Annotated in this window: 18 protein-coding genes; 5 read left to right on the plus strand and 13 right to left on the minus strand. The window is 65.2% G+C overall.

From position 1 onward, the window contains the following. Positions 1-68 precede the first annotated feature (68 nt). From ACODTW_RS11720 to ACODTW_RS11765, 10 genes are all read right to left on the minus strand, one after another. Positions 69-569 (minus strand): RidA family protein, encoded by a 501-nt coding sequence (locus ACODTW_RS11720; protein WP_488946186.1) that lies wholly within the window; start codon positions 567-569, stop codon positions 69-71. A gap of 32 nt (positions 570-601) precedes the next feature. After that, positions 602-811 (minus strand): hypothetical protein, encoded by a 210-nt coding sequence (locus ACODTW_RS11725; protein ID WP_488946187.1) that lies wholly within the window; start codon positions 809-811, stop codon positions 602-604. Between the two features lie 396 nt (positions 812-1207). Beyond that, entirely contained in the window at positions 1208-1849 is a 642-nt protein-coding gene (locus ACODTW_RS11730) for a transglutaminase-like cysteine peptidase (RefSeq protein ID WP_488946188.1), read from the minus strand. 160 nt (positions 1850-2009) lie between these two features. Then, positions 2010-2309, minus strand: a complete 300-nt coding sequence (locus ACODTW_RS11735; protein ID WP_488946189.1) for a hypothetical protein — start codon at positions 2307-2309, stop codon at positions 2010-2012. Then, a complete protein-coding gene (locus ACODTW_RS11740; RefSeq protein WP_488946190.1) occupies positions 2275-2496 on the minus strand; it encodes an envelope stress response membrane protein PspB in 222 nt (73 codons plus the stop codon). The genes ACODTW_RS11735 and ACODTW_RS11740 overlap by 35 nt, the downstream gene beginning before the upstream one ends. 26 nt (positions 2497-2522) lie before the next feature. Further along, positions 2523-2765: a hypothetical protein gene (locus ACODTW_RS11745; protein ID WP_488946191.1), complete on the minus strand. Its 243-nt coding sequence runs from the start codon at positions 2763-2765 to the stop codon at positions 2523-2525. 64 nt (positions 2766-2829) lie between these two features. Beyond that, positions 2830-3462 carry a PspC domain-containing protein gene (locus tag ACODTW_RS11750; RefSeq protein ID WP_488946193.1) on the minus strand — a complete coding sequence of 211 codons (633 nt, stop codon included), beginning with the start codon at positions 3460-3462 and terminating at the stop codon, positions 2830-2832. Continuing rightward, positions 3459-3686 carry an envelope stress response membrane protein PspB gene (pspB, locus tag ACODTW_RS11755; RefSeq protein WP_054166666.1) on the minus strand — a complete coding sequence of 76 codons (228 nt, stop codon included), beginning with the start codon at positions 3684-3686 and terminating at the stop codon, positions 3459-3461. Before pspB ends, ACODTW_RS11750 begins: the two co-directional genes overlap by 4 nt. A gap of 78 nt (positions 3687-3764) precedes the next feature. Then, entirely contained in the window at positions 3765-4439 is a 675-nt protein-coding gene (pspA, locus tag ACODTW_RS11760; RefSeq protein WP_488946194.1) for a phage shock protein PspA, read from the minus strand. 13 nt (positions 4440-4452) lie between these two features. After that, positions 4453-4653 (minus strand): hypothetical protein, encoded by a 201-nt coding sequence (locus ACODTW_RS11765; protein WP_488946196.1) that lies wholly within the window; start codon positions 4651-4653, stop codon positions 4453-4455. A gap of 246 nt (positions 4654-4899) precedes the next feature. On the opposite strand from ACODTW_RS11765, the gene pspF reads away from it, so the two are divergent. From pspF to feoB, 3 genes are all read left to right on the plus strand, one after another. Beyond that, positions 4900-6033, plus strand: a complete 1134-nt coding sequence (pspF, locus tag ACODTW_RS11770) for a phage shock protein operon transcriptional activator (RefSeq protein WP_488946197.1) — start codon at positions 4900-4902, stop codon at positions 6031-6033. A 197-nt stretch (positions 6034-6230) separates the two neighbouring features. Then, complete coding sequence (locus ACODTW_RS11775; protein WP_488946198.1) at positions 6231-6464, plus strand: FeoA family protein; 234 nt, start codon at positions 6231-6233, stop codon at positions 6462-6464. Between the two features lie 5 nt (positions 6465-6469). Further along, positions 6470-8329: a ferrous iron transport protein B gene (gene feoB, locus ACODTW_RS11780; protein WP_488946199.1), complete on the plus strand. Its 1860-nt coding sequence runs from the start codon at positions 6470-6472 to the stop codon at positions 8327-8329. Between the two features lie 13 nt (positions 8330-8342). Here the strand turns inward: feoB and addA are convergent, their stop codons facing one another. Continuing rightward, a complete protein-coding gene (gene addA, locus ACODTW_RS11785) occupies positions 8343-11873 on the minus strand; it encodes a double-strand break repair helicase AddA (protein WP_488946200.1) in 3531 nt (1176 codons plus the stop codon). Between the two features lie 142 nt (positions 11874-12015). Between addA and ACODTW_RS11790 the strand changes: the two genes are divergently transcribed. After that, complete coding sequence (locus ACODTW_RS11790) at positions 12016-13008, plus strand: sensor histidine kinase (protein WP_488946201.1); 993 nt, start codon at positions 12016-12018, stop codon at positions 13006-13008. 130 nt (positions 13009-13138) lie between these two features. On the opposite strand, the gene ACODTW_RS11795 is transcribed toward ACODTW_RS11790, so the two are convergent. Together ACODTW_RS11795 and ACODTW_RS11800 are read right to left on the minus strand one after the other, a co-directional pair. Next, positions 13139-14413 (minus strand): MFS transporter, encoded by a 1275-nt coding sequence (locus ACODTW_RS11795; protein ID WP_488946202.1) that lies wholly within the window; start codon positions 14411-14413, stop codon positions 13139-13141. Between the two features lie 112 nt (positions 14414-14525). Then, positions 14526-16385: a DUF885 domain-containing protein gene (locus ACODTW_RS11800; RefSeq protein ID WP_488946203.1), complete on the minus strand. Its 1860-nt coding sequence runs from the start codon at positions 16383-16385 to the stop codon at positions 14526-14528. A 331-nt stretch (positions 16386-16716) separates the two neighbouring features. Between ACODTW_RS11800 and ACODTW_RS11805 the strand changes: the two genes are divergently transcribed. Next, positions 16717-20082: a glycosyltransferase gene (locus ACODTW_RS11805; protein WP_488946204.1), complete on the plus strand. Its 3366-nt coding sequence runs from the start codon at positions 16717-16719 to the stop codon at positions 20080-20082. The last annotated feature ends 144 nt before the right edge of the window (positions 20083-20226 follow it).

Genomic DNA, 20226 nt, shown 5'->3' on the forward strand with positions numbered 1-20226 from the left:
GGACGGCGGTTCGTTGAAATCGAAAGGGCCGGTGGTGGGCTTTCCCACGCCCCCGCCGGCCCTTTCGGTCACTTCTTGGCCTTGGCGGCCACCACTTCGATTTCCACCAGCATGCCCGGCACGACCAGGCTGGAAATCTGCACCGTGGAGCGGGCCGGTTTGTTGGGCTGCTCCGGTGTTCCGAAGAACTTCGTATAGCCGGCCATCATGCCGGCAAAATCCATCTTGCCTTCCTTGGCCGGGTCGCCGACCAGATAGACATGCATCAGGACCACATCGCCCATGGTCAGGCCCTGGGCCTTCAGCGTTTCCTGGATGCGGGTCAGGACATTGACCGTCTGCGTTTCGGTATCGCCGAACACTTCCGTGCTGCCGGCCGGCGCTTCCTTGTTCACCGCCGGCGGCGTCGTGCCGGACAGATAAATGATGTCGGACCCGGCCGGCACCACCACGGAGGAGGCAATCGGGAAATTCGGCACATCCGTCCGCTTGATCTCCCGGGCTTCTTCCTTGTTACAGGCCGTCAGCGCTGCGCACAGCACCAGCAGACCACCCAACCGCTTCAACATTGTTCCTCCTTGTTATCCTGTCGTTTCCGGTATCAGCCGCGCGCCGGCACGGGTGCGGGATGCACCAGCCAGACGCGGCGCCCATCATCCCATGAAACACCCGACAAGAGTTGCGATTGCGGACCGGATTCCGGCCGGGACGTCGGGCCGCTGGAACCGGTGCGGCCCTTGACGGAATGCGGCGGCACCGTCACCACCCTGACGACATTGCGGACAGCGACCCTTACGGCATGCTTTGACATGTCATCCTTCGCGTCTGTCGACGGGCGAGCACCAATGCGATCAGCATCGGAGGTGCATGGCGCCATTGCGGCGCAAAAGCACACATCACCCTGATACGGCGAAGCATTTCAGCAACTTCCGTGCCACGGCATTGCATGTGCTAAATCCAGGGGGAAAGCCAATAGCCCGATCGCCCGCCGCCCAATTCAAAGGCAGTTTGCAAATGAAAACGGGCATTTGCCCAGTATTGGGGCAGGCAACGTCCCCAAATTGGGCAACATGGTTTATAAAGGGTTAACGGAGAATCGTTCGGCAATGGCAATGCCGCAATTCCGGGCATCTCCGGGGGACCATTACGACCTTGGTCGAGGGTCCAGCCATCCGAGGGGCTGATATAGGCACAAGCTTACGTAACGTCAACCAGCCGTGTCGATGCCGTTTTCATTTTCTGTCCGCTCTGCGGCACGGCGCCATTTTCGGCCCCCCGGCACCTCCTGCGCCACAAAACGATAGCCCAGTGCCTTCAGGTCCTCCGCCCGCAGGGGTCGGCGGTGCCTGTCATCCAGGAACTGTTCCACCATCCGGCCGCCGGGCTGGCTTGTCCGCACTGCCAGGATCAGATGATAGCCGCCATCGTCAGGCAGGCGGACCACCGTGGCGCGCAGGGCCGCACGCGGGAAGCCGCGACGCAGCAGACGGGAGATGGTGGTCATCACCACGTCGTCGCAGTCCCCTTCCATGCCTGAGCCCAGCGTGCCCAGCACCTGCCAGACATCCTGCCGCTCCGTACGGTACAGAAGGTCGGCCACGACCTGGCGGTGAACCAGCACGGCCATGCCCAAGGTGGCGTCGCCCGCCGAAGGCAGCCGGTCGGGGCCCCTCTCCGCCCCGCCTTCCCCACCCAGGCTGGCGTGGCAGCCCGGGTCCCTGGGGCCATAGGTCTGGCAATAGGTTCGGTACTGCGGCAGGGGTTCCATCTCCCCATCCCAGGACAGGGCGGCTGACGCCGGGCTGTTCGCCGTCACAGCCAGGGCGATCAGGGCCAGCAGGGCCGTCAAGGGCGCCAGCCGTTGACGCCAGGTCGGTCGCAGCAGCCCCACCGGCAGGGCGCTGTTGTTCCAGCGTGGAGGCGAGAGAAGAATAATGGTTAATAGGCCGATAACCAATATATGGCCGGCGAACCGCCGCCGAACGAAATATATACTTCGCCATATATCGTCAGATATTGACCATGTTGCGGCGCAATATTGCGGAAGCAAATAAGTCAATTCGATTGAAGTGGCCATTCTTCGGGCCCTTGGCAGCGTTTCCTCTGATCTTCAATGTAGGAATGCCACCGATATTCGCCACCTGAAAATTGCCATCAGGACAAATAAATAACCCGCCGACCCGTTTGCCGGTCGTTACCGGGACGGGGGCGGGTTCTGGGATAAGGTGCGGGATACCGTCGGGCACGCCGCCCTTGGCGAAAGAAGAACAGGGATCAGGCGCGGGCGCGCCAGCCGGGCGCCTCGGCATCCAGGATCTTTTCCAGTTGCAGGACGCGATCCTCCAGCCGGGCGGCGCGGTCGGACAGTTCAGCCGCCGCCCCATCCGACAGGCCACCGACACGCATGGCCCGCATCTGGGTCAGGTGCTTCATGACGATGGCGACGATCGGGATCAGCAGCGCCATCACCGGGATGATATAGGGCGAATTGAACATTTGTGTCGCCTTCGGCAAGGTCGGGATCAGGGGGACGGGCGTTCCAGGTCGCGGAACTGCCGGTTCAGATGGAATTCGGGGCTGGTGACATAGCGTTCCATCCCCGCCACGCGACGGTCGATATCGTCCAGCGCGCGGAAGCGGCGGCGCAGATCCACATCGCCCTCGGCCGCCTGGATATCAATCTCATGCCAGCGGCGCACATGTTTGGCGATGATGGCCACGATGGGGATCAGCAGCGCCAGAACGGGGATCATATAGGCGTTCATCGGCCTTCCCTGCGGATGGAGCGGACGGGGACGGGATGGGACGGGCGGGGGGGCAGCCCCACCCTTACTTCTTTTCCAGGTCGCGGAACTGGCGATGCAGATCATATTCGCGCGACGCCACGAACCCTTCCAGCTTGCCGATGTCACGGTCCAGGTCGCGGAACTTGCCGCGCAGGCCCGACAGGGTCTGGTCCGGCTTGGTGGCGACATCGCGCCAGAACACTTCTTCCTCCCGGCTTTCATACAGCCCGGCGGGCCGTTCCTTCAGCAGCCACCACAGGATCGGGTAGCCGAACAGGAACACCGGCGGAAAGAAGAAGAAGCCGATGATGAAGCCCAGACGGACAATCCAGGCATCGACATTGGCATATTCGGCGATGCCGCCGCAGACGCCGGCGATCTTGCTGTCGGTGCGGCTACGCCACAGGCGGTACGGCGTGGAAGAGTAACTGCCCATGCTGTCCTCCATCGGCCCCTGGTGGTCGCCGGCCAAGCCGGCGGTACCACGCTTGTTCGAGCGGCAGCCGCCGCCCAACATGTTCGGCCCCAGGCCGAAATAGTCCGCCCAGCTCTGCTCCGGGCGCTTGCCGAAATATTCCTGTTCCCAGCTCCGGCCGGGGCCGCCGCCCCGGCGCGACCGGTAATGGTCGCGTCCGGGGAAGGGTGGCGGGGTGCCGGGCCCGTGACGATCGCTCATGCTTTCGCCCTCCAGCCCGGCGCCTCGGCATCCAGGATCTTTTCCAGCTGACGGATGCGGTCTTCCATCTTGTTGGCGCTGTGCCACAGCTCCGACAGCATCTGCTCGTCATCGGCCGACAAGGTCTTGGCGATGCGCCAGCGCGTCACATAGTGGAAGATGATCCAGACGGGCGCCACGATCACCATGAAGATGACGGCGACGACGAATACTCCTTCAGGCATTGTTGCCCCCTTCTCCCAAGGCCCAGCCCAATAAGGGTGGCCCCCCTGCATTCCCCAGCGGGGGCACCCGGTAGCGGGTTACCCCTGCTGATCCCTGGCCGCCAGCCTGGCCTTGAGCGCCGCCAGTTCCGACTCCACCTTGGATTCGGCTTCCAGCTCGGCGATCTCCTCGTCCAGGCTCTTGGTACGGCCCATGCCCAGCACTTCCGACCGACCTTCCAGCACATCCAGATTACGCTCAACCTGCTCGAAGCGGGAGAAGGCATCGGTGATGCGGTCGTCATAAAGCTGGGTGCGGACCTTCAACCGGTTGGTGGCGGTTTTATGCCGCGCAATCAAGGCCTTTTCGCGGGTCTTGGCATCGGCCAGCTTCTGCTGGAGCGCGCCGATATCCTCGTTGGTCTTGGCCAGGGCCGCGTCCAGGCGGGACAGCTCGCCAGCCATCTGCTCGGCCGCTTCCGCCAGCTTGGCCTTGGTGACCAGGGCCCCCTTGGCCAGATCTTCGCGGTCCTTGGACAGCGCGAACTCTGCCTTGCGCTGCCAATCCTCCGACTCGCGGCGGATCTCGGCCAGGCGGCGTTCGATCTCCTTCTTCTCCGCGACGGTCTTGACGGCGGAGGTGCGGACCTCGACCAGGGTGTCTTCCATCTCCTGGATGATCAGGCGGACCAGCTTTTCGGGGTCCTCAGCGCGATCCAGGATGGCGTTGATGTTCGAATTGACGATGTCGCCGAGGCGGGAAAAGATGCCCATGTCGGGTTCTCCTTCAGGCAAGGGCAATGAAAAGGTTGCTCAAACCGGTGGCAACCGCAAGGATGATCCAGGCTTCAACCGGCACGGCCCGGAAATCCTCAAAGAGGTCCTGGAACATGCCGCCCGCGTGACGGGCGAAGAACCCGTCGGCGGACTTGGTGTAGCTGTTCGCCGGCTGATCGGCCATCCCGTTGTCGAAGGTGAAGTCGGTCATCGCTGGCTTCCTTGCGGTCTGTTGTATTCCCCGGTGTCGGGAACATAACAGCAAGGGGCGTGCCAAGTGCCGCAGCAATCCCATCATTTATTATAAATCAATGGGTTAGCACTTTCAGCGCCATCAACCCGGCTCACAGCCAATGGGGCCGTTGCCATTGTTTGGCGATTCCCACCACTCGCTCGCCAAATCCGCCACCAGCCGTTATGATGCGCGTCAGCATCGACCGCGAAAGCCCCGAACCGCATGCCGCCCGCCGTCAGTCCCCCGTCGCTTATCGGTCAGGCCCCGTCCTTCCTGGGGCTGATGGAACATGTCTCGCAGGCCGCCCCGCTGAACCGCCCCACCCTGGTGATCGGGGAGCGCGGCACGGGCAAGGAACTGATCGCCGCCCGCCTGCACTACCTGTCGCCGCGCTGGGACAAGCCGTTCGTGAAGCTGAACTGTGCCGCACTCTCCGACACGCTGCTGGAGACGGAGCTGTTCGGGCACGAGGCCGGGTCCTTCACGGGGGCGGCCAAGCGCCATGTCGGCCGGTTTGAACTGGCCGATGGCGGTACGCTGTTCCTGGACGAGATCGCGACGGCCACCCTGCGTGTGCAGGAGAAGATCCTGCGCGTCATCGAATATGGGGAATTCGAGCGGGTGGGCGGCAACACCACCATCCAGATCGATGTGCGCGTCGTGGGCGCCACCAATGCCGACCTGCCGCGTCTGGCCGACCAGGGCAAGTTCCGCGCCGACCTGCTGGATCGCCTGTCCTTTGATGTGGTCACCATCCCGCCCATGCGCGCCCGGCCGGAGGATATCCCGGTCCTGGCCGAGCATTTCGGGGTCGCCATGGTGCGCGAGCTGGGCCGCCCCTTCTTCCCCGGCTTTTCCACGGACGCCATGCAGCAGATGCTGGCCTATGACTGGCCGGGCAATGTGCGCGAACTGAAGAATGTTGTGGAACGGGCTGTCTATCGCGCCGCCGATCCGGAAGCGCCCATCACCGACATCCATTTCGACCCGTTCCAGTCGCCCTGGCGGCCCAAGCAGATGGCCATCTATGACGAGACGGGCCCCGCCCCTATCGTCTTCGCCGCCCCGCCGGTCCCGGCCGCTGGCGCGCCGACGCTTCCGCCCCCCGCGCCAGCGGCAGCACCCGGCCCCGGCCTGCCCGAGGGGCCGTGCGATTTTCTGGGTCTGGTTGCGGATTATGAAAAGACGCTGCTGCGCAACGCCCTGGAACGCAACCAGTTCCATCAGAAGCGGGCGGCAAGCGATCTTGGCCTGAACTACCACCAGTTCCGGGGCTATCTGCGCAAATACGGCCTGCTGGAACGCCGCCACGGCCCGCGGGAGGCGGACGAGGGCGACGAGAGCGACGAGGGCTGATGCCCCCTTGCGTCAGCACGCCGCATGTCGGCGGCGGATCTGAAATCCTGTACAACGAATGATCAAAATCAATGCGTTGGATATGGTTTTGCCGCCACATCACAGTGTCGGCGGGTTTTGGCCTCCCTCTGCAACTTGCGAGTGACTTGCATTCATACTCGCGATGGCTTAGGCCGCTCATAGTGAAGGAGGTCGGCATGAAGCTGTCCAACATGCGCCGGGGCGACCAGGCCCGGATCCGTACCATCGACGCGTCTGACGCGCTGACCCGCAAGCTTCTGGAAATGGGGCTTGAGGAAGGCATGGACGTGACGCTGCTGCACGAGGGGCCGGTCGGCCGCGACCCCATCGCCATCCGTATCACCGGTGACCGGGTCATCGCGCTGCGCCGCCGCGACGCCGCCGCCATCGGTATCGAGCATAAAGCCTGAGCATCATGGCCAATCCACCGCTGATCGCCATCGCCGGCATGCCCAATTGCGGCAAGTCCGCCCTGTTCAATCGGCTGACCGGCAGCCGCCAGAAAGTGGCGAATTACGCGGGCGTGACGGTGGAGCGCAAGGAAGGCAGCTTCACCACCCCGGCCGGTCGCGCCTGCCGCCTGCTGGACCTGCCCGGCGCCTATTCCCTGCGCGCCCGCAGCCCGGACGAGGCGGTGACGCGTGACGCGCTGCTGGGACGGCTGGCTGATGTCGGCCGGCCCGACTTCCTGATCTGCGTGGCCGATGCCACGAACCTGAAGCTGCATCTGCGCTTCGCGTTGGAAGCCCGGGAACTGGGCGTGCCCATGATCCTGGCGCTCAACATGTTCGACATTGCCGAGCGCCGCAAATTCAGCATCGACCCGGTGGCACTGTCCCGTCTTCTGGGCATTCCCGTCATTCCGACGGTGGCCGTACGCGGTGGCCGGATGGAGGCGCTGCTGGCGGAAATCGACCGCCATCTGGCCGATCCGCTCGCCCCCGTGCCCGCACCGGACTGGCACGAGCCGACAACATCGCAACTGCGCGGCCTGAACCGCAGGGTGATGGATCTGATGGATCAGGCCGGCATTGCCTATGGTGTGCCGCCCGTCACCACCTATGCCATCGACCGGCTGCTGCTGCATCCGGTCCTGGGTCTGCTGATCCTGGCCGGCCTGATGTTCTTCGTCTTCCAGTCGGTCTTCACCTGGTCGGAATGGCCGATGGACCAGATCGACGGGGCGGCGGCGGCCCTGGGTTCCTGGCTGACCGAACAATTACCGGAAGGCCTGTTCCGCAGCTTCCTGGTGGATGGGCTGGTGGCCGGCGTCGGATCGGTCATCGTCTTCCTGCCCCAGATCCTGACGCTGTATTTCTTCATCCTGATCCTGGAAGACAGCGGCTACATGGCGCGGGCGGCTTTCCTGCTGGACCGGCTGATGGGCGGGGTAGGCCTGCATGGCAAGAGCTTCATCCCCCTGCTCTCCTCCTTCGCCTGCGCCATCCCCGGCGTCATGGCGGCCCGCACGATCGAGCACAAGCCCGACCGGCTGACCACCATCCTGCTGGCGCCGCTGATGACCTGTTCGGCCCGCATCCCGGTCTATACGCTGCTGATCGCGGCCTTCGTGCCCAACCGCGATATCGGGGGCGGGATCGGGCTGCAGGGGCTGGTCATGTTCGGCCTTTATATGGCGGCGCTGCTGTCGGGCCTGCTGGTCGCCTTCGTGCTGAAGCGCTTCGTCTATACCGAGCAGGTGGACAGTTTCGTTATGGAACTGCCGACCTACAAGATGCCGTCGCTGCACAATCTGGCGCTGGGCCTGTTTGAACGCGCCAAGATTTTCCTGCGTCGGGCCGGCGGCATCATCTTCGTCATCATGGTCGTCATCTGGGTCCTGTCGACCTTCGGCCCCAGCGGCGTGGCCGACAGCATCAACCACAGCTTTGCCGGCATCATCGGCATCACGCTGGCCCCCCTGTTCGCGCCCATCGGGTTCAGCTGGCAGATGGTGATCGCCCTGATCCCCGGCATGGCCGCGCGTGAGGTGGCGGTGGCCGTGCTGGGCACCGTGTACTCCATCGCGGCGGACAGCGAGGATGGGCTGGCCCAGGGGCTGGCGGCGACCCTGCAGAACAGCTGGACCCTGCCGGCCGCCATTTCCTTCCTGGTCTGGTACATCTTCGCCCCGCAATGCATCAGCACGCTGGCCGTCATCCGCCGCGAAACCAACAGCACCCGCTTCATGGCCGGCACCTTCGCCTATCTGCTGGTGCTGGCCTATGCGATGTCATTCATCGCCTATCACATCGCTGTGGCCGTGCTGGGCTGAACCCGGCCCCCCCTCAGGGCGCGTGCCCGTCCAGCAGCGCGTCAGGCAGTTCCATAGTGAACGGCCCGTCGGTCCAGAGCAGGACGCAGCGCACGGCCTTGCCCGGATAGATGCGGCGCAGGGCGGCGCGATAGGCGGCCATCTGCTGAAGATAGATGGCGGGCACCTTGTCCACCTCCCGCGGCGGCGGGCGGTTGGTCTTGTAATCGACGATCCATACTGATTCATCCGTCACGCACAGCCGGTCGATGCGGCCCGACAGGGCCCGGTCGCCGACCAGGCCGACCAGCGGCACCTCCGCCCGGCTGCCGGGCCCGAACAGCGGCGCAAAGGCCGGATCGGTCAGCACGCGCAGGGCTTCCGCCCCGATCTCCGCCTGCTGCGCCGGCGTCAGATTATGGGCGGGCCGCGCCAGCCACGCCGCCGCCACATCGGTCCAGCGCGCCGGTTCCGTCTCCGGCAGCACCTGCAGCAGCGTATGGATCAGGTTGCCGCGCTTGAAGCGCAGGCCGTCATCGCTGCCCAGGGGGGAGCGCAGGGCAGGTTCCGGCGCATCCGGCTGCGACGGGGCCAGCGGCTTGGACGGGGACGGATCGCGCGGGGCCGCCACCAGGGCCCAGGCCGGCAGTTCCACGCCGCTTTCCGCCGCCGCCACAGCTGGCGGGGCGTCCGGCACGGGCGCCGTCTGTGGTTCATGCAGCAGCAGCCCTGTCCCGGCCCAGCCGGCCGGCGACAGCGTGGTGAAATCGAAGGGCTGCGGCTGGGCCAGCCCGTCCAGCGCCCCCTCGATCAGCCGGTACCAGGAACCGGCCCCGCCGGTCTTGCGCAACTGTTCCCAGCCGCAGACGATCAGCCGATCCTCTGCCCGGGTCAGGGCGACATAAAGCAGGCGGCGATATTCCTGATCGCGCCGGCGGTTGGCAATGGCCCGTCGCGCCTCGGCCGTCGCATCCTCCATCCCCCGGCGGGGAGTATAGAGCGGCAAGGGCGGGCCAGGATCGGTCAGCACCTCCCCCATCAGGGGTTTCTCCGGCCACAGGATCTTGGGGCTCTTGTCCGGTTCGCGCATCGTGTCAGGCAGGAAGACGATGGGTGCCTGCAAGCCCTTCGATCCATGCACCGTCATGATGCGCACCTGGCCCGGCCCGTCGCCGCCGCCCGTATCCAATTCGCGCTTCACCTCCGCCTGCGACGCCTCCAGCCACTGCAGGAAGCCCTGCAGCGAGGCGACATGTTCGCGCTCGAACAGCAGACAGGCGGTCAGGAACTCCTCCAGCGGGTCCTGTGCCTCCGCCCCCAGCCTCGCCAGGATGGCGCGGCGGCCGGACCCCGTCGGATCGGGCGGGCAGGGCCGGGACAGGACACCGGCAAACAGCTCGTACGGCGCCCGGTAGTCTGTGTCGTTCAGGATGACGCGCAGATAATCCCAGGCCGCGAACAGCCTCTCATCACTCTTGGCCCGTTCCGTCAGCGCCGCCCACAGGCGCCCCGGCCGCCCATGCGCCACCTTGAAAAGCTGTTCCTCGTCCAGCCCGACCAGCGGTGATTTCAGCAGCACGGCCAGGTTCAGATCATCTTCGGGCAGGACCAGGAAGCGGGCCAGCGCCATCAGGTCCATCACGGCCAGCTGTTCGGTCAGGACCATGCGGTCCACCCCGGCCACGGGCACGTCGCGATCCTTCAGCGCGCGGACCAGATGGCCCACGAACTGGTCGCGGCTGCGCACCAGCACCATAATGTCGCCGGGCCGCAGCGGCCGGTTGCGCGACACCAGCCGTTCGCCATCGGCCAGCCAGCGGGCGATCTGGTCGGCCATGGTGGCGGCCAGCCGGGCCACGGGCTTGTCCGCCTGTTCGGGCTTCAGCGGCAGCGACCAGGGGTCGGGATCGGTCGCGTCCTGCGGGCTGACCAGGGGCCAGATCTCCACCCGCCCCGCCATGCCGCGGCGATGGGGAATGTGCCGCACCTCCACCTCCGGTGCGGCGACACCATCGCGCGCCAGACCCGTGGCGAAGACCTTGTCCACCACCCGCAGCACGGCGCCCACGGACCGGAAGCTGGTCTGCAGGTCGACAACGCGCCAGGTGCGCAGGGCGGCATTCACCTTGGCATCGAAATGCCCGCGCATGCGGGCGAATTCGGCCGGGTCCGCGCGCTGGAAGCTGAAGATCGACTGCTTGTCATCGCCCACCACGAACAGGGTACGGACCCGGTCATCGCGCGTACCCAGGCCGGCGAAGAACTCCTCCGCAATGGCCGATACCACGGCCCATTGTTCGGGATTGGTGTCCTGCGCCTCGTCGATCAGCACATGATCCAGACCGCCATCCAGCTTGAACAGCACCCAGGCGCAGGCATCCGCCCCCGCCCCGCCCGACAACAGGTCGGACGCCGCCAGGATCAGATCGTCGAAATCCAGCAGGCCGCGCGCATCCTTCAGCCGCTGATAGCGGCCCAGCAGCGCCTCTCCCAGGGCCAGCAGGGCAGCGGTATGGGTGGCAACCGCGACACGCCGCCGCTCCTGCGTCACCGCGACCAGCCGCGCCGCCTCCCGCTGCAAGATCTCCAGCGCCATCGGATCGGCTTCCGACGGCTTCTTGGTCATCAGCACCTTGCGCGGGTCCCCGTCTCCCGTCAGGTAGAGCGACAGATAGTCGGCCCAGCCCTTCAGCCGCCGCGTCGCATCAGCGTCCAGCCAGGCCTGGATGGCGATGCCGCGTTCCACATCGGTCTTAGTGCCCGTGGCCAGCGTGGCGCAGGCCCGGCGCAGGCCCATCTCGTCCAGACTATCGCTGGCACAGGCGCGGGACAGCACGGGCAGGTCCGTCTCTTCCGCCGCCACGCCCAGCCCGGCGCGCAGCGCCCCGATGGCAGCTTCCAGCCCGCCCTGGGCATCCAGGATGCGCTTCAGCCGACCACGCTCCGCTGTCAGGCTGGCCAGCAGGTCGTTGAATTCATCCTCCGCGACGGCACTGGTCAACAGCTCCACAGAGCGGGCCAGAACTCCATCGGGTTCGTAACGACCCGCCAGAAGGACTGATTGTTTCGCTTCGGCAAGTAACTCTTCGGCCGTGCGGTCGTCCATCACCTCGAAATTGGGTGCCAGCCCGGCTTCCAGCGGGAAGCGGCGCAGCAGCGATTGGCAGAAGGCATGGATGGTCTGGATCTTCATGCCGCCGGCTGTGTCCAGCACCCGTGCAAACAGGCGGCGGGCCCCTGTCACCTCAGCCCGCGAGGGCTCATGCCCCGTCAACGCGGCCAGATTGGCGCGCAGCCGTTCCTCGTCCGCCACCGCCCAGACGGACAGGCGTTCCGCGATGCGGTTGGCCATCTCTGCGGCGGCGGCCTTGGTGAAGGTCAGGCAGAGGATGCGCGACGGGTCCGTGCCGGCCAGCATCAGGCGCAGCACCCGGTCGGTCAGCACCTTGGTCTTGCCCGTGCCGGCCGACGCCCCCACCCAGACCGAACTTTCCGGGTCGGAGGCCAGGCGTTGCAGCACATTGGGATCGGTGGGGCGGATCGGGGCCGCTTGCATCTGGGTCATGGTGGGCAGATTACAGGGCGCCGCGGGTGCGGGTCCAGGATCAAGCAGCCTGATCTGGGTTCGATGCTCTCCGGGCTTTTTCCCGTCCTCATTGTGCCGTATCCTGTCTTTCCCTTGATCGCGGCCCTTTCACGGAGGCGCCATGGACACGGTACGCTGGCTTGCCTCGGCGCCCAATCGGGCGGCCTTGCGCGTGACCCTGGTCTTCGTTGCCGTGTCGACGCTGTGGATCGTCTTCTCCGACCGCACGGCGGAGGCGATGTTCGGCGATGCCACCGAACTGTCGGCCTTCCAGACCGCCAAGGGTCTGTTCTATGTGGGGGTCACCGGCCTGATTCTGTTCCTGTCGGTACGTGTCCTGGTCGGGCAGTTGGCCGACCGCACCGCCGATGCGTTGCGCGCGCGGGAGGCCGCGGCAGAGGCTCTGCGCCAGGCCAATATGGAAAGCCGGGCGCTGGAACGGGCAAAAAGCCAGTTCCTGTCGTCGGTCAGTCACGAACTGCGCACACCGCTCAACGCGGTCATCGGTTTTGCCGACATGCTGCGCGACCCGGCCCTGCCAATGAATGCGGACCGCGTGCGCGACTATGCCGGCGAGATCGCGCAGGCCGGCCAGAACCTGCTGGAACTGGTGGAAGGCATCGTCGCCTGTGCCGAGGCGGAGGCCGGCCAGACCCTGATCCCAGAACCGCTGAACCTGCGGGAGGAAGTGGCGCGCGTGGCCGGACAGGCGCGCGTGCGCGCCCAGCAGAGCCGCACGGCCGTGGATAACCAGGTGCCCGATGGACTGCTGGTCAAGGCCGACCCGACGGCCCTGCAACAGATCCTGTTTGCACTGCTGGATAATGCCGTCAGCCACACGCCCGAACATTCACATGTCCGGATCGAGGGCAGGCGCGATGAGGGGCAGGTGGTGGTCACCGTCGCCGATGACGGGCCCGGCCTGCCGCCGGAGGTGGTGGCCGGCATGGGACGCCCCTTCCTGCGCGCCGGTGATCCCCTGACGGCAGGGGCGGGCGGCCTGGGGCTGGGGCTCTATCTCGCCACCCTGCTGGCCAGCCGGCATGGTGGCCGGCTCTGGGCCCAGGCGCGCGATGGCGGCACCCAGATCAGCTTCGCCCTGCCGGCCGCGTAGTATCAAGGGTCATGAATCATGACCCTTGATAGTCGCATTTTCCCTCAAACGCCGGGCGCCGCCATCCGGCGGCTTGTCTTACGCGGGCACGCGCCCGCGGGCCAGCGGTCGCTGGCCTCCAAGGGTCCTCTCACGTCGCGTAGCGGGGGCTGGTACGCAGCGCCAGCCCGACGCCCATGCCCACGATGCTGAAGGCCACCACGTACCAGGCGGGCGCCAGGGCGCTGACCTGCATCATCATGGTCACGGCAATGGGCGTCAGCCCGCCGAACACCGCATAGGCCAGATTGTAGGAGGCGGAAAGCCCACTGAACCGGACCGACGCCGGGAAGGCATGCACCATGACATGGGGCACGGCGCCGATGACCCCGACTGACAGGCCCGTCAGCCCATACACGGGGAACAGCCAGGCCGGATCGACACGCAAGGTCAGGAACAGCACCAGTGCCATGCCACCCAGCAACGGGCTGAAGAACAGGAAGAAACGGGCACCGCCGATCCGGTCGATGATCAGGCCCGACAGGATGCAGCCGATCGACAGGAAGAAGGTGGCCACACTGTTGGCCTTCAGCGCCGTGGCCGCATCAATCCCATAGGCCTTCTGCAGGATGGACGGCGTCATCAGGATCATGACGATGATCCCCGCCGACAGCAGGCCGGTCAGCGCCATGGAAATAGCGACCCCCCGCCCATGCTGACGCATGACGATGCGCAGCGGCATTTCATCCGACAAGGCCTTGCGTTCCTGCAGGGCCTTGAAGACAGGCGTTTCCTCCAGCCAGCGGCGCAGATAGACGGAAATCAGGCCGAAGACCCCGCCCAGCAGGAACGGGAAGCGCCAGGCATGGTCCAGAATGTCGGCCGGACTGAAAACCATGTTCAGGCCAGTGGCGGCGAGCGAGCCCAGCAGGATACCGATGGTCAGGCCGCAGGTGACCGCCCCGCAGGCCAGTCCCACCCGGCCCGGCGGCACATGTTCTGCCACGAAGACCCAGGCGCCCGGCACTTCGCCGCCGATGGCCGCCCCCTGCAAGACGCGCAGCCCCAGCAGCGCCATCGGTGCCAGCAGCCCGATCTGGGCGAAGGTCGGCAACAGACCCATGCCGAGCGTCGACAGGGCCATCATCAGGATCGACAGGGTAAACATGCGCTTGCGGCCCAGCCGGTCGCCGAAATGCGCCATGATGATCCCGCCCAGCGGCCGGGCCAGATACCCCGCCGCGAACACGCCGAAGGTCTGCAGCTGCTTCACCCAGTCCGGCAGTTCAGGTGGAAAGAACAGCTGCCCGATGACGGTGGCGAAATAGACGAAGATGATGAAATCATAGAATTCCAGCGCCCCACCCAGGGAGGCCAGCGCCAGGGTGCGGATATCCTGGCGAGACATGGAATGCGGCGTGTCCATCAATACTTGGCCTCCCTGACGCGTTTTCGACGGGCCCGGCCGGCCGGTACCCGTTGCTTTGCATGCAGAGCGACGGATAACCCGGCAACCATGGGGCAGCAAGGCCCATCCATCACGCGGCCGTCAGGCGTGCCTCCACCAGCGCTCCCAGCCGGCTCAGCGGCACATTGCCCGTCATCACCAGGGCATCGTTGAAGCGGCGGAAATCGAAGCGGCTGCCCAGCTTGGCCTTCAGATCGTCGCGCACGCGGTTGATCTGGGTGTGGCCGATCTTGTAGGCACAGGCCTGACCCGGCCAGGAACAGTAACGGTCGACCTCTGCCGTGACCTGGGCTGCGGTCGAGCCGTTATTCGTAACGAACCAGTTGATGGCCTGATCGCGGGTCCAGCGCTTGGCATGCAGGCCCGTATCCACCACCAGCCGGCAGGCACGGAAGGCCATGGATTGCAGATAGCCCAGCTGCCCCAGCGGATTGTCCTGATAGACGCCCAGCTCGTCGGCCAGCTGTTCGGCATAAAGGGCCCAGCCCTCGGTATAGGCGCTGTAGGCTAGCAGGCTGCGGATCAGCGGCAGTTTATAGCTGTATTCACCCTGCCAGACATGGCCGGGGATGCCTTCATGATAGGTCAAGGTGGGCAGGGAATGGCGCGGCCAGATCGACAGGTCACGCAGGTTGATATAATAGCTGCCGGGCTGCTTGCCATCCATGGACCCGGCACTGGCATAGCCGCCGGGGGAGCCCGCCTCGATGGCAACAGGTACACGCTTGACCACCAGATTGCCGGGCACCAGCTGGGTGAAAGCGTCCGGCATGCGCTTGCGGATGCCATCGACCAACCCGTTCAGATAGGCCAGCAGGTCGGCCCGGCCCTTGTCGGAATTCTCGAACAGGTTCTTGGGGTCACGGCCCAGGGCGGCCATGCGCTCGCCCACCGTGCCCTGAGTCAATCCCTGGGCACGCAGCAGCGGCTCCATGCGGGCCTGCAGCTGGGCCAGCTGTTCCAGCCCCATGGCATGGACCTGATCCGGCGGCAGCTTGGTCGTGGTGGCCGCGCTGAGGGCCCAGGCATAATAGGCCTCCCCCTGCGGCAGGGCCCAGACGCCGGCATCGCTGCGCGCCGTCTGCCGCTGCCGTTCCAGCTCCGCCAATTGCGCGCGCAGGGCCGGCAGCACCTTCTGTTCGGCGATGGTGGCGGCCTCACCCGGCTTGCCCAGACCCAGCTTGCCGGCGGCTTCGGTGTAATGACCGACGATTTCCCACTGCGCCACGGGCTGGGCCAGGGCGGCCTTCATCTGGCCGATGGCCTTGTCCAGCAGGAAATCCGGCATGCTGATGCCCTGGCCTGCCTCCTGCCGCAGACGCTCGGTTTCATCCGTCAGGCAGGTGGCATAGGCCGACAAGCGCTGCAGATAGCTATCGGCGTCGGGCTTGGCCTCAATCTTATGCTGGCTGGTCATGAAGTCGGGCACCTCGACAAAGGCGCCGACATTCTGGGCCACCGCATAGGGGCTGTTGCGATAGGAATAGCTCTGATTAAGCAGTGCCATGTCGCCGAACCGGAACCTGTGCCCCTCCGCCGACAGTTCCAGCGAGGCCTGGGCCACATCCAGATTGGCCTGCATGTCGGACGGCAGGCCCGTGCGATCCAGCCCCTTCACCGCGGCCAGCTGCTTCACGACCACCTTGCGATGCGCCTCGATCCCGGCCAGGGACCGGTCGGCCAGCATGGCACGCGCACCGGCATGCCGGTCCTTATCCAGGCCCAGTTGCGTGGTGTTTTCCGGATAGCGGGTCAGCAGGTCATCGGTCAGCCCGTCCAGGAAGCGCGCGGCCACATCGGCAGCAGCGAAAGCCGGTCCCTTCGGCAGGGCCACCAGGGCGATCCCGGCAGCCCCCCCCATCAGCACCTGTCGACGGTCAAGGGCGGTCTGGGCGGACAGGGCCTTGGCGGCCTGGATCTTCTGCAGCATGGAGCCTTCGCATCAGGGGGGAGGGATAAGCGGCGGCATTATGCAGGAAAACCCCACCTGTCCGTCCAGGGGCATGGGGGGACGATTTTGTAACGATCTGTAACAGGGGGCGGGAGCAACTTCGGCATGCAGGGATTTCTGCCCGGGCCGCTGCCGGATATCGCCATGTCGTCCCGCAAAGACCTGGTCAAGGGGGCCAGGCTGACAGCAATAGTCATTCCGATATGGAAACAAGTGAACCCCGGTTCCGGCTTCCAGATTGGCCGGGCTCCTGCTACCGTGCGGCCGGCCATGGGCGGATCATTGGGCGCGGGTCGAGAGGAGATCGCTTTTGGCACAGTCTGTGTTTGATCGTGAACCGCAGTATCTTTCGCGGCTGAGCCGCGCGGCCGCGTTCATCACTCCCGACCGGGTCGTCCACCCACCATCATGGTTGGGTCATATCCCGTTCGCGTTCTGGATTGTCGATGTCCTGCGCCCCGCGGTTCTGGTGGAGTTGGGAACCCATAGCGGCAATTCCTACTCCGCCTTCTGCCAGGCCGTACAGACGCTGGGGATATCGACAGCATGCCACGCGGTTGATACCTGGGCCGGCGATCCGCAGGCCGGTCTTTATGGACCCGAGGTGCTGGCTGATCTGGCCGCCCATCACGACCCGCGATATGGCGCCTTCTCACGGCTGATGCAGATGCATTTCGACGAGGCGCTGCCGCATTTCGACGATGGGTCCATCGACCTGCTGCACATTGACGGGCTTCATACCTATGAGGCCGTGCGCCATGATTTCGAGACCTGGCTGCCGAAGATGAGCCGGCGCGGGGTCATCCTTTTCCATGACATCAATGTGCACCAGCCCGGCTTTGGCGTCTGGAAACTGTGGGCAGAAGTCACCGTCGGGCGACCGCATTTCACCTTCCTGCACGCCCATGGACTGGGTGTGCTGGCGGTCGGCAACGATCTTGACGACGACCTGCGGTGGCTGTTTGCCCAGCAGGCCGATGACGATATGGCCAGTGAACAGGTCCGCGGCTTCTTTGCCAGGCTGGGCGATGGCATCACGGATGGATACCTGTCCCGGGAACGGGAGCGAGTGATCCAGGCGCTGGAACACACCATCCAGAGCCAGAAGGATGGCATCCGGGCGCTGGAAACCGCGTTGAACGGGCGGGACCGGCAGGTCGCGGCCCTGACCAGCGCGCAGGAGGAGGAGCGGCGGCGGCAGCGGGCGGAACTCACCGCTCTGCAAGGCCGCCTGCAGGATACCAGCAGCAAGCTGGCGACCCACATTGCAATGGTTCACGATCGCGATCAGGCCATACGTGATCGCGACCAGCAGATCATCGCCTTCGTTCAATCAACCTCCTGGCGATTGACACGACCGGTCCGCGCCGTGCGCCGCCTGCTGGACCGGGTCGGGCGATCGGCCCGACGCCTGTTGCCGGAGCGGGCGATGATCTACCGGCCGGCAGTGATCCATCACCTGACCGTCCGGCAGGCACGGGAAATGACCGTCGGTCCCGCCGGACCGGAGGGGCTCCCCTGCGAGAGCACAGGCGACGCACCACAGCTGCTCCTGGGCTCCAGCCAGCAGCGGGCCCCGCGCGGATGGTGCCTGCTTTCCTTCACGGTGGCCAAGGCTTCGGGGACGCTGCTGCCGATGCTGCGCTTCGATACCGGCGACGGCTTCGGCGAGCAGAATGCATTTGCATTGCCGGCTGTGCGGGATGGCCGTCTGGAACAGTTGCTGGTGCTGCCGCGCGACATTGTGGGGCTGCGGCTGGAACCGACCATCGGGTCGGCCCGCTTCCAGCTCGCCAGGCTCCAGTTCCGTGAGATCAGCAAGCTCGAAGCGCTTTATCATCTGATCCGCCATTATGGGCGCGACTGGCGCCGGCAGTGGCAATCCTTGCGTTCCACCGGCCAGGACATTGCCGGTCTGGAGCGGACGCCTTTGGCGCTGCGCGCGCGGGTGCCGGGTTCCTATGATCGCTGGGTTGCCCTGTACGACACCCTGCATGAGTGGGATCGGGCGGCGATCCGGGCGCAGGTGCGGTCGCTGACTGAGCTGCCGGTCATTTCCGTTGTGATGCCGGTCTACAACCCGCCCGTTGATCATCTGCGTCAGGCACTGGACGCGGTGGTCGGGCAGTTGTACCCCCATTGGGAATTGTGCATCGCCGACGATGCCTCGACCGATCCGGCGGTGAAGACGCTTCTCAGCGATTATGCGGCACGGGATCGACGGATCAAGCTGGCCTTCAGGCCCACCAATGGCAATATTTCAGCCGCGTCGAACACCGCACTGGCCATGGCGACCGGGGCGTTTGTCGCCCTGATGGACCATGATGACATCATGCCTCCCCACGCGCTGTACCGGGTCGCGGTGGAGATCAAAAGGTATCCCCAGGCCGATATCCTCTATTCGGACGAGGATAAGATCGACGCCGACAACCGCCGCTATGGCGCCTATTTCAAATCGGATTGGAACCCCGATCTGCTGCTTGGCCAGAACATGGTCAGCCATCTGGGGGTCTACCGGACCGACCTGCTGCGCACCATCGGCGGCTTCCGGGAAGGGTACGAGGGCAGCCAGGATTACGATCTGGTTTTGCGCGCGTCGGAACGGACCTCCGCCGACCGTATCCGCCACATTCCAGAGATCCTTTATCACTGGCGGGTGTTCCAGGGATCGGCATCCTTCTCCAGCACGGCATTGCCCCGGGCGGTTGCCGCTGCACGGCGGGCCGTCCAGGATCACCTGGACCGGACCGGAATTGTCGCGAAGGCCGAACCGGTCCCCGGCATGGAATGGTTCACCCGGGTCGTCCGTCAGCTGCCGGTCCCGGCCCCGCATGTGACCTTGATTATCCCGACGCGGGACAAGATCGATCTTTTGCGCCCCTGTATCGACGGTCTGTTACAGAAGACCGACTATCCGGCCTTTGACATCCTCATCGTCGACAATGGCAGCCGGGAGCCTGAAACGCTGGAATATTTCGTAAGTCTGGCGGCCGATCCACGGGTGCGGGTTGTGCCCTATGACCTGCCTTTCAATTACTCCGCCATCAATAATCACGCTGTCGCCCTGGCTAAGGGCGATCTGATCGGATTGATCAATAACGATACCAAAGTCATCCATCCCGATTGGCTGTCGGAAATGGTCTCCCATGCCATTAGACCGGACGTGGGCGTCGTCGGGGCGAAGCTCTATTACGCGGATGGACGAATTCAGCATGCGGGGGTCGTCACCGGGGTCCTGGGTGTCGCAAATCATCATTTCAAGTTTGCCGATCGGCATGATCCGGGCTATTTCGGGCGGCTGAAACTGGTGCAGGAACTCTCCTGCGTCACCGGCGCCTGCATGGTGGTGCGGAAATCTGTCTTTCAGCAGGTGGGCGGCCTGGATGCGGATAATCTGGCGGTCAGCTTCAACGATGTCGACCTTTGCCTGCGTATCCGCGAGGCGGGTTATCGCGTGATCTGGACGCCGTTCGCGGAACTGTACCACCTGGAATCCATGTCCCGTGGGGCGCCCACGCAACCAGATCAGTTCGAGATCTTCATGCGGGAAATCGCCTACATGAAGCAACGCTGGGCTGGCATCCTGGATGCGGACCCTTTCTACAATCCGAACCTGACCCTGGATGACGTCAACTTCTCCCTGGCCTTTCCGCCCCGGGGCTCCCACGCCTGGTAAAGCCGGGGGCGGAGGCCGCCGCGGGGTTTCAGGTGACACGGGCCCGGAAAGACAAAACGCCGCCAGATCAATGATCTGGCGGCGTTTTATTGGATGCGGGGGCAGGATTTGAACCTGCGGCCTTCAGGTTATGAGCCTGACGAG

This window comes from Niveispirillum sp. FG148, from assembly GCF_057809655.1.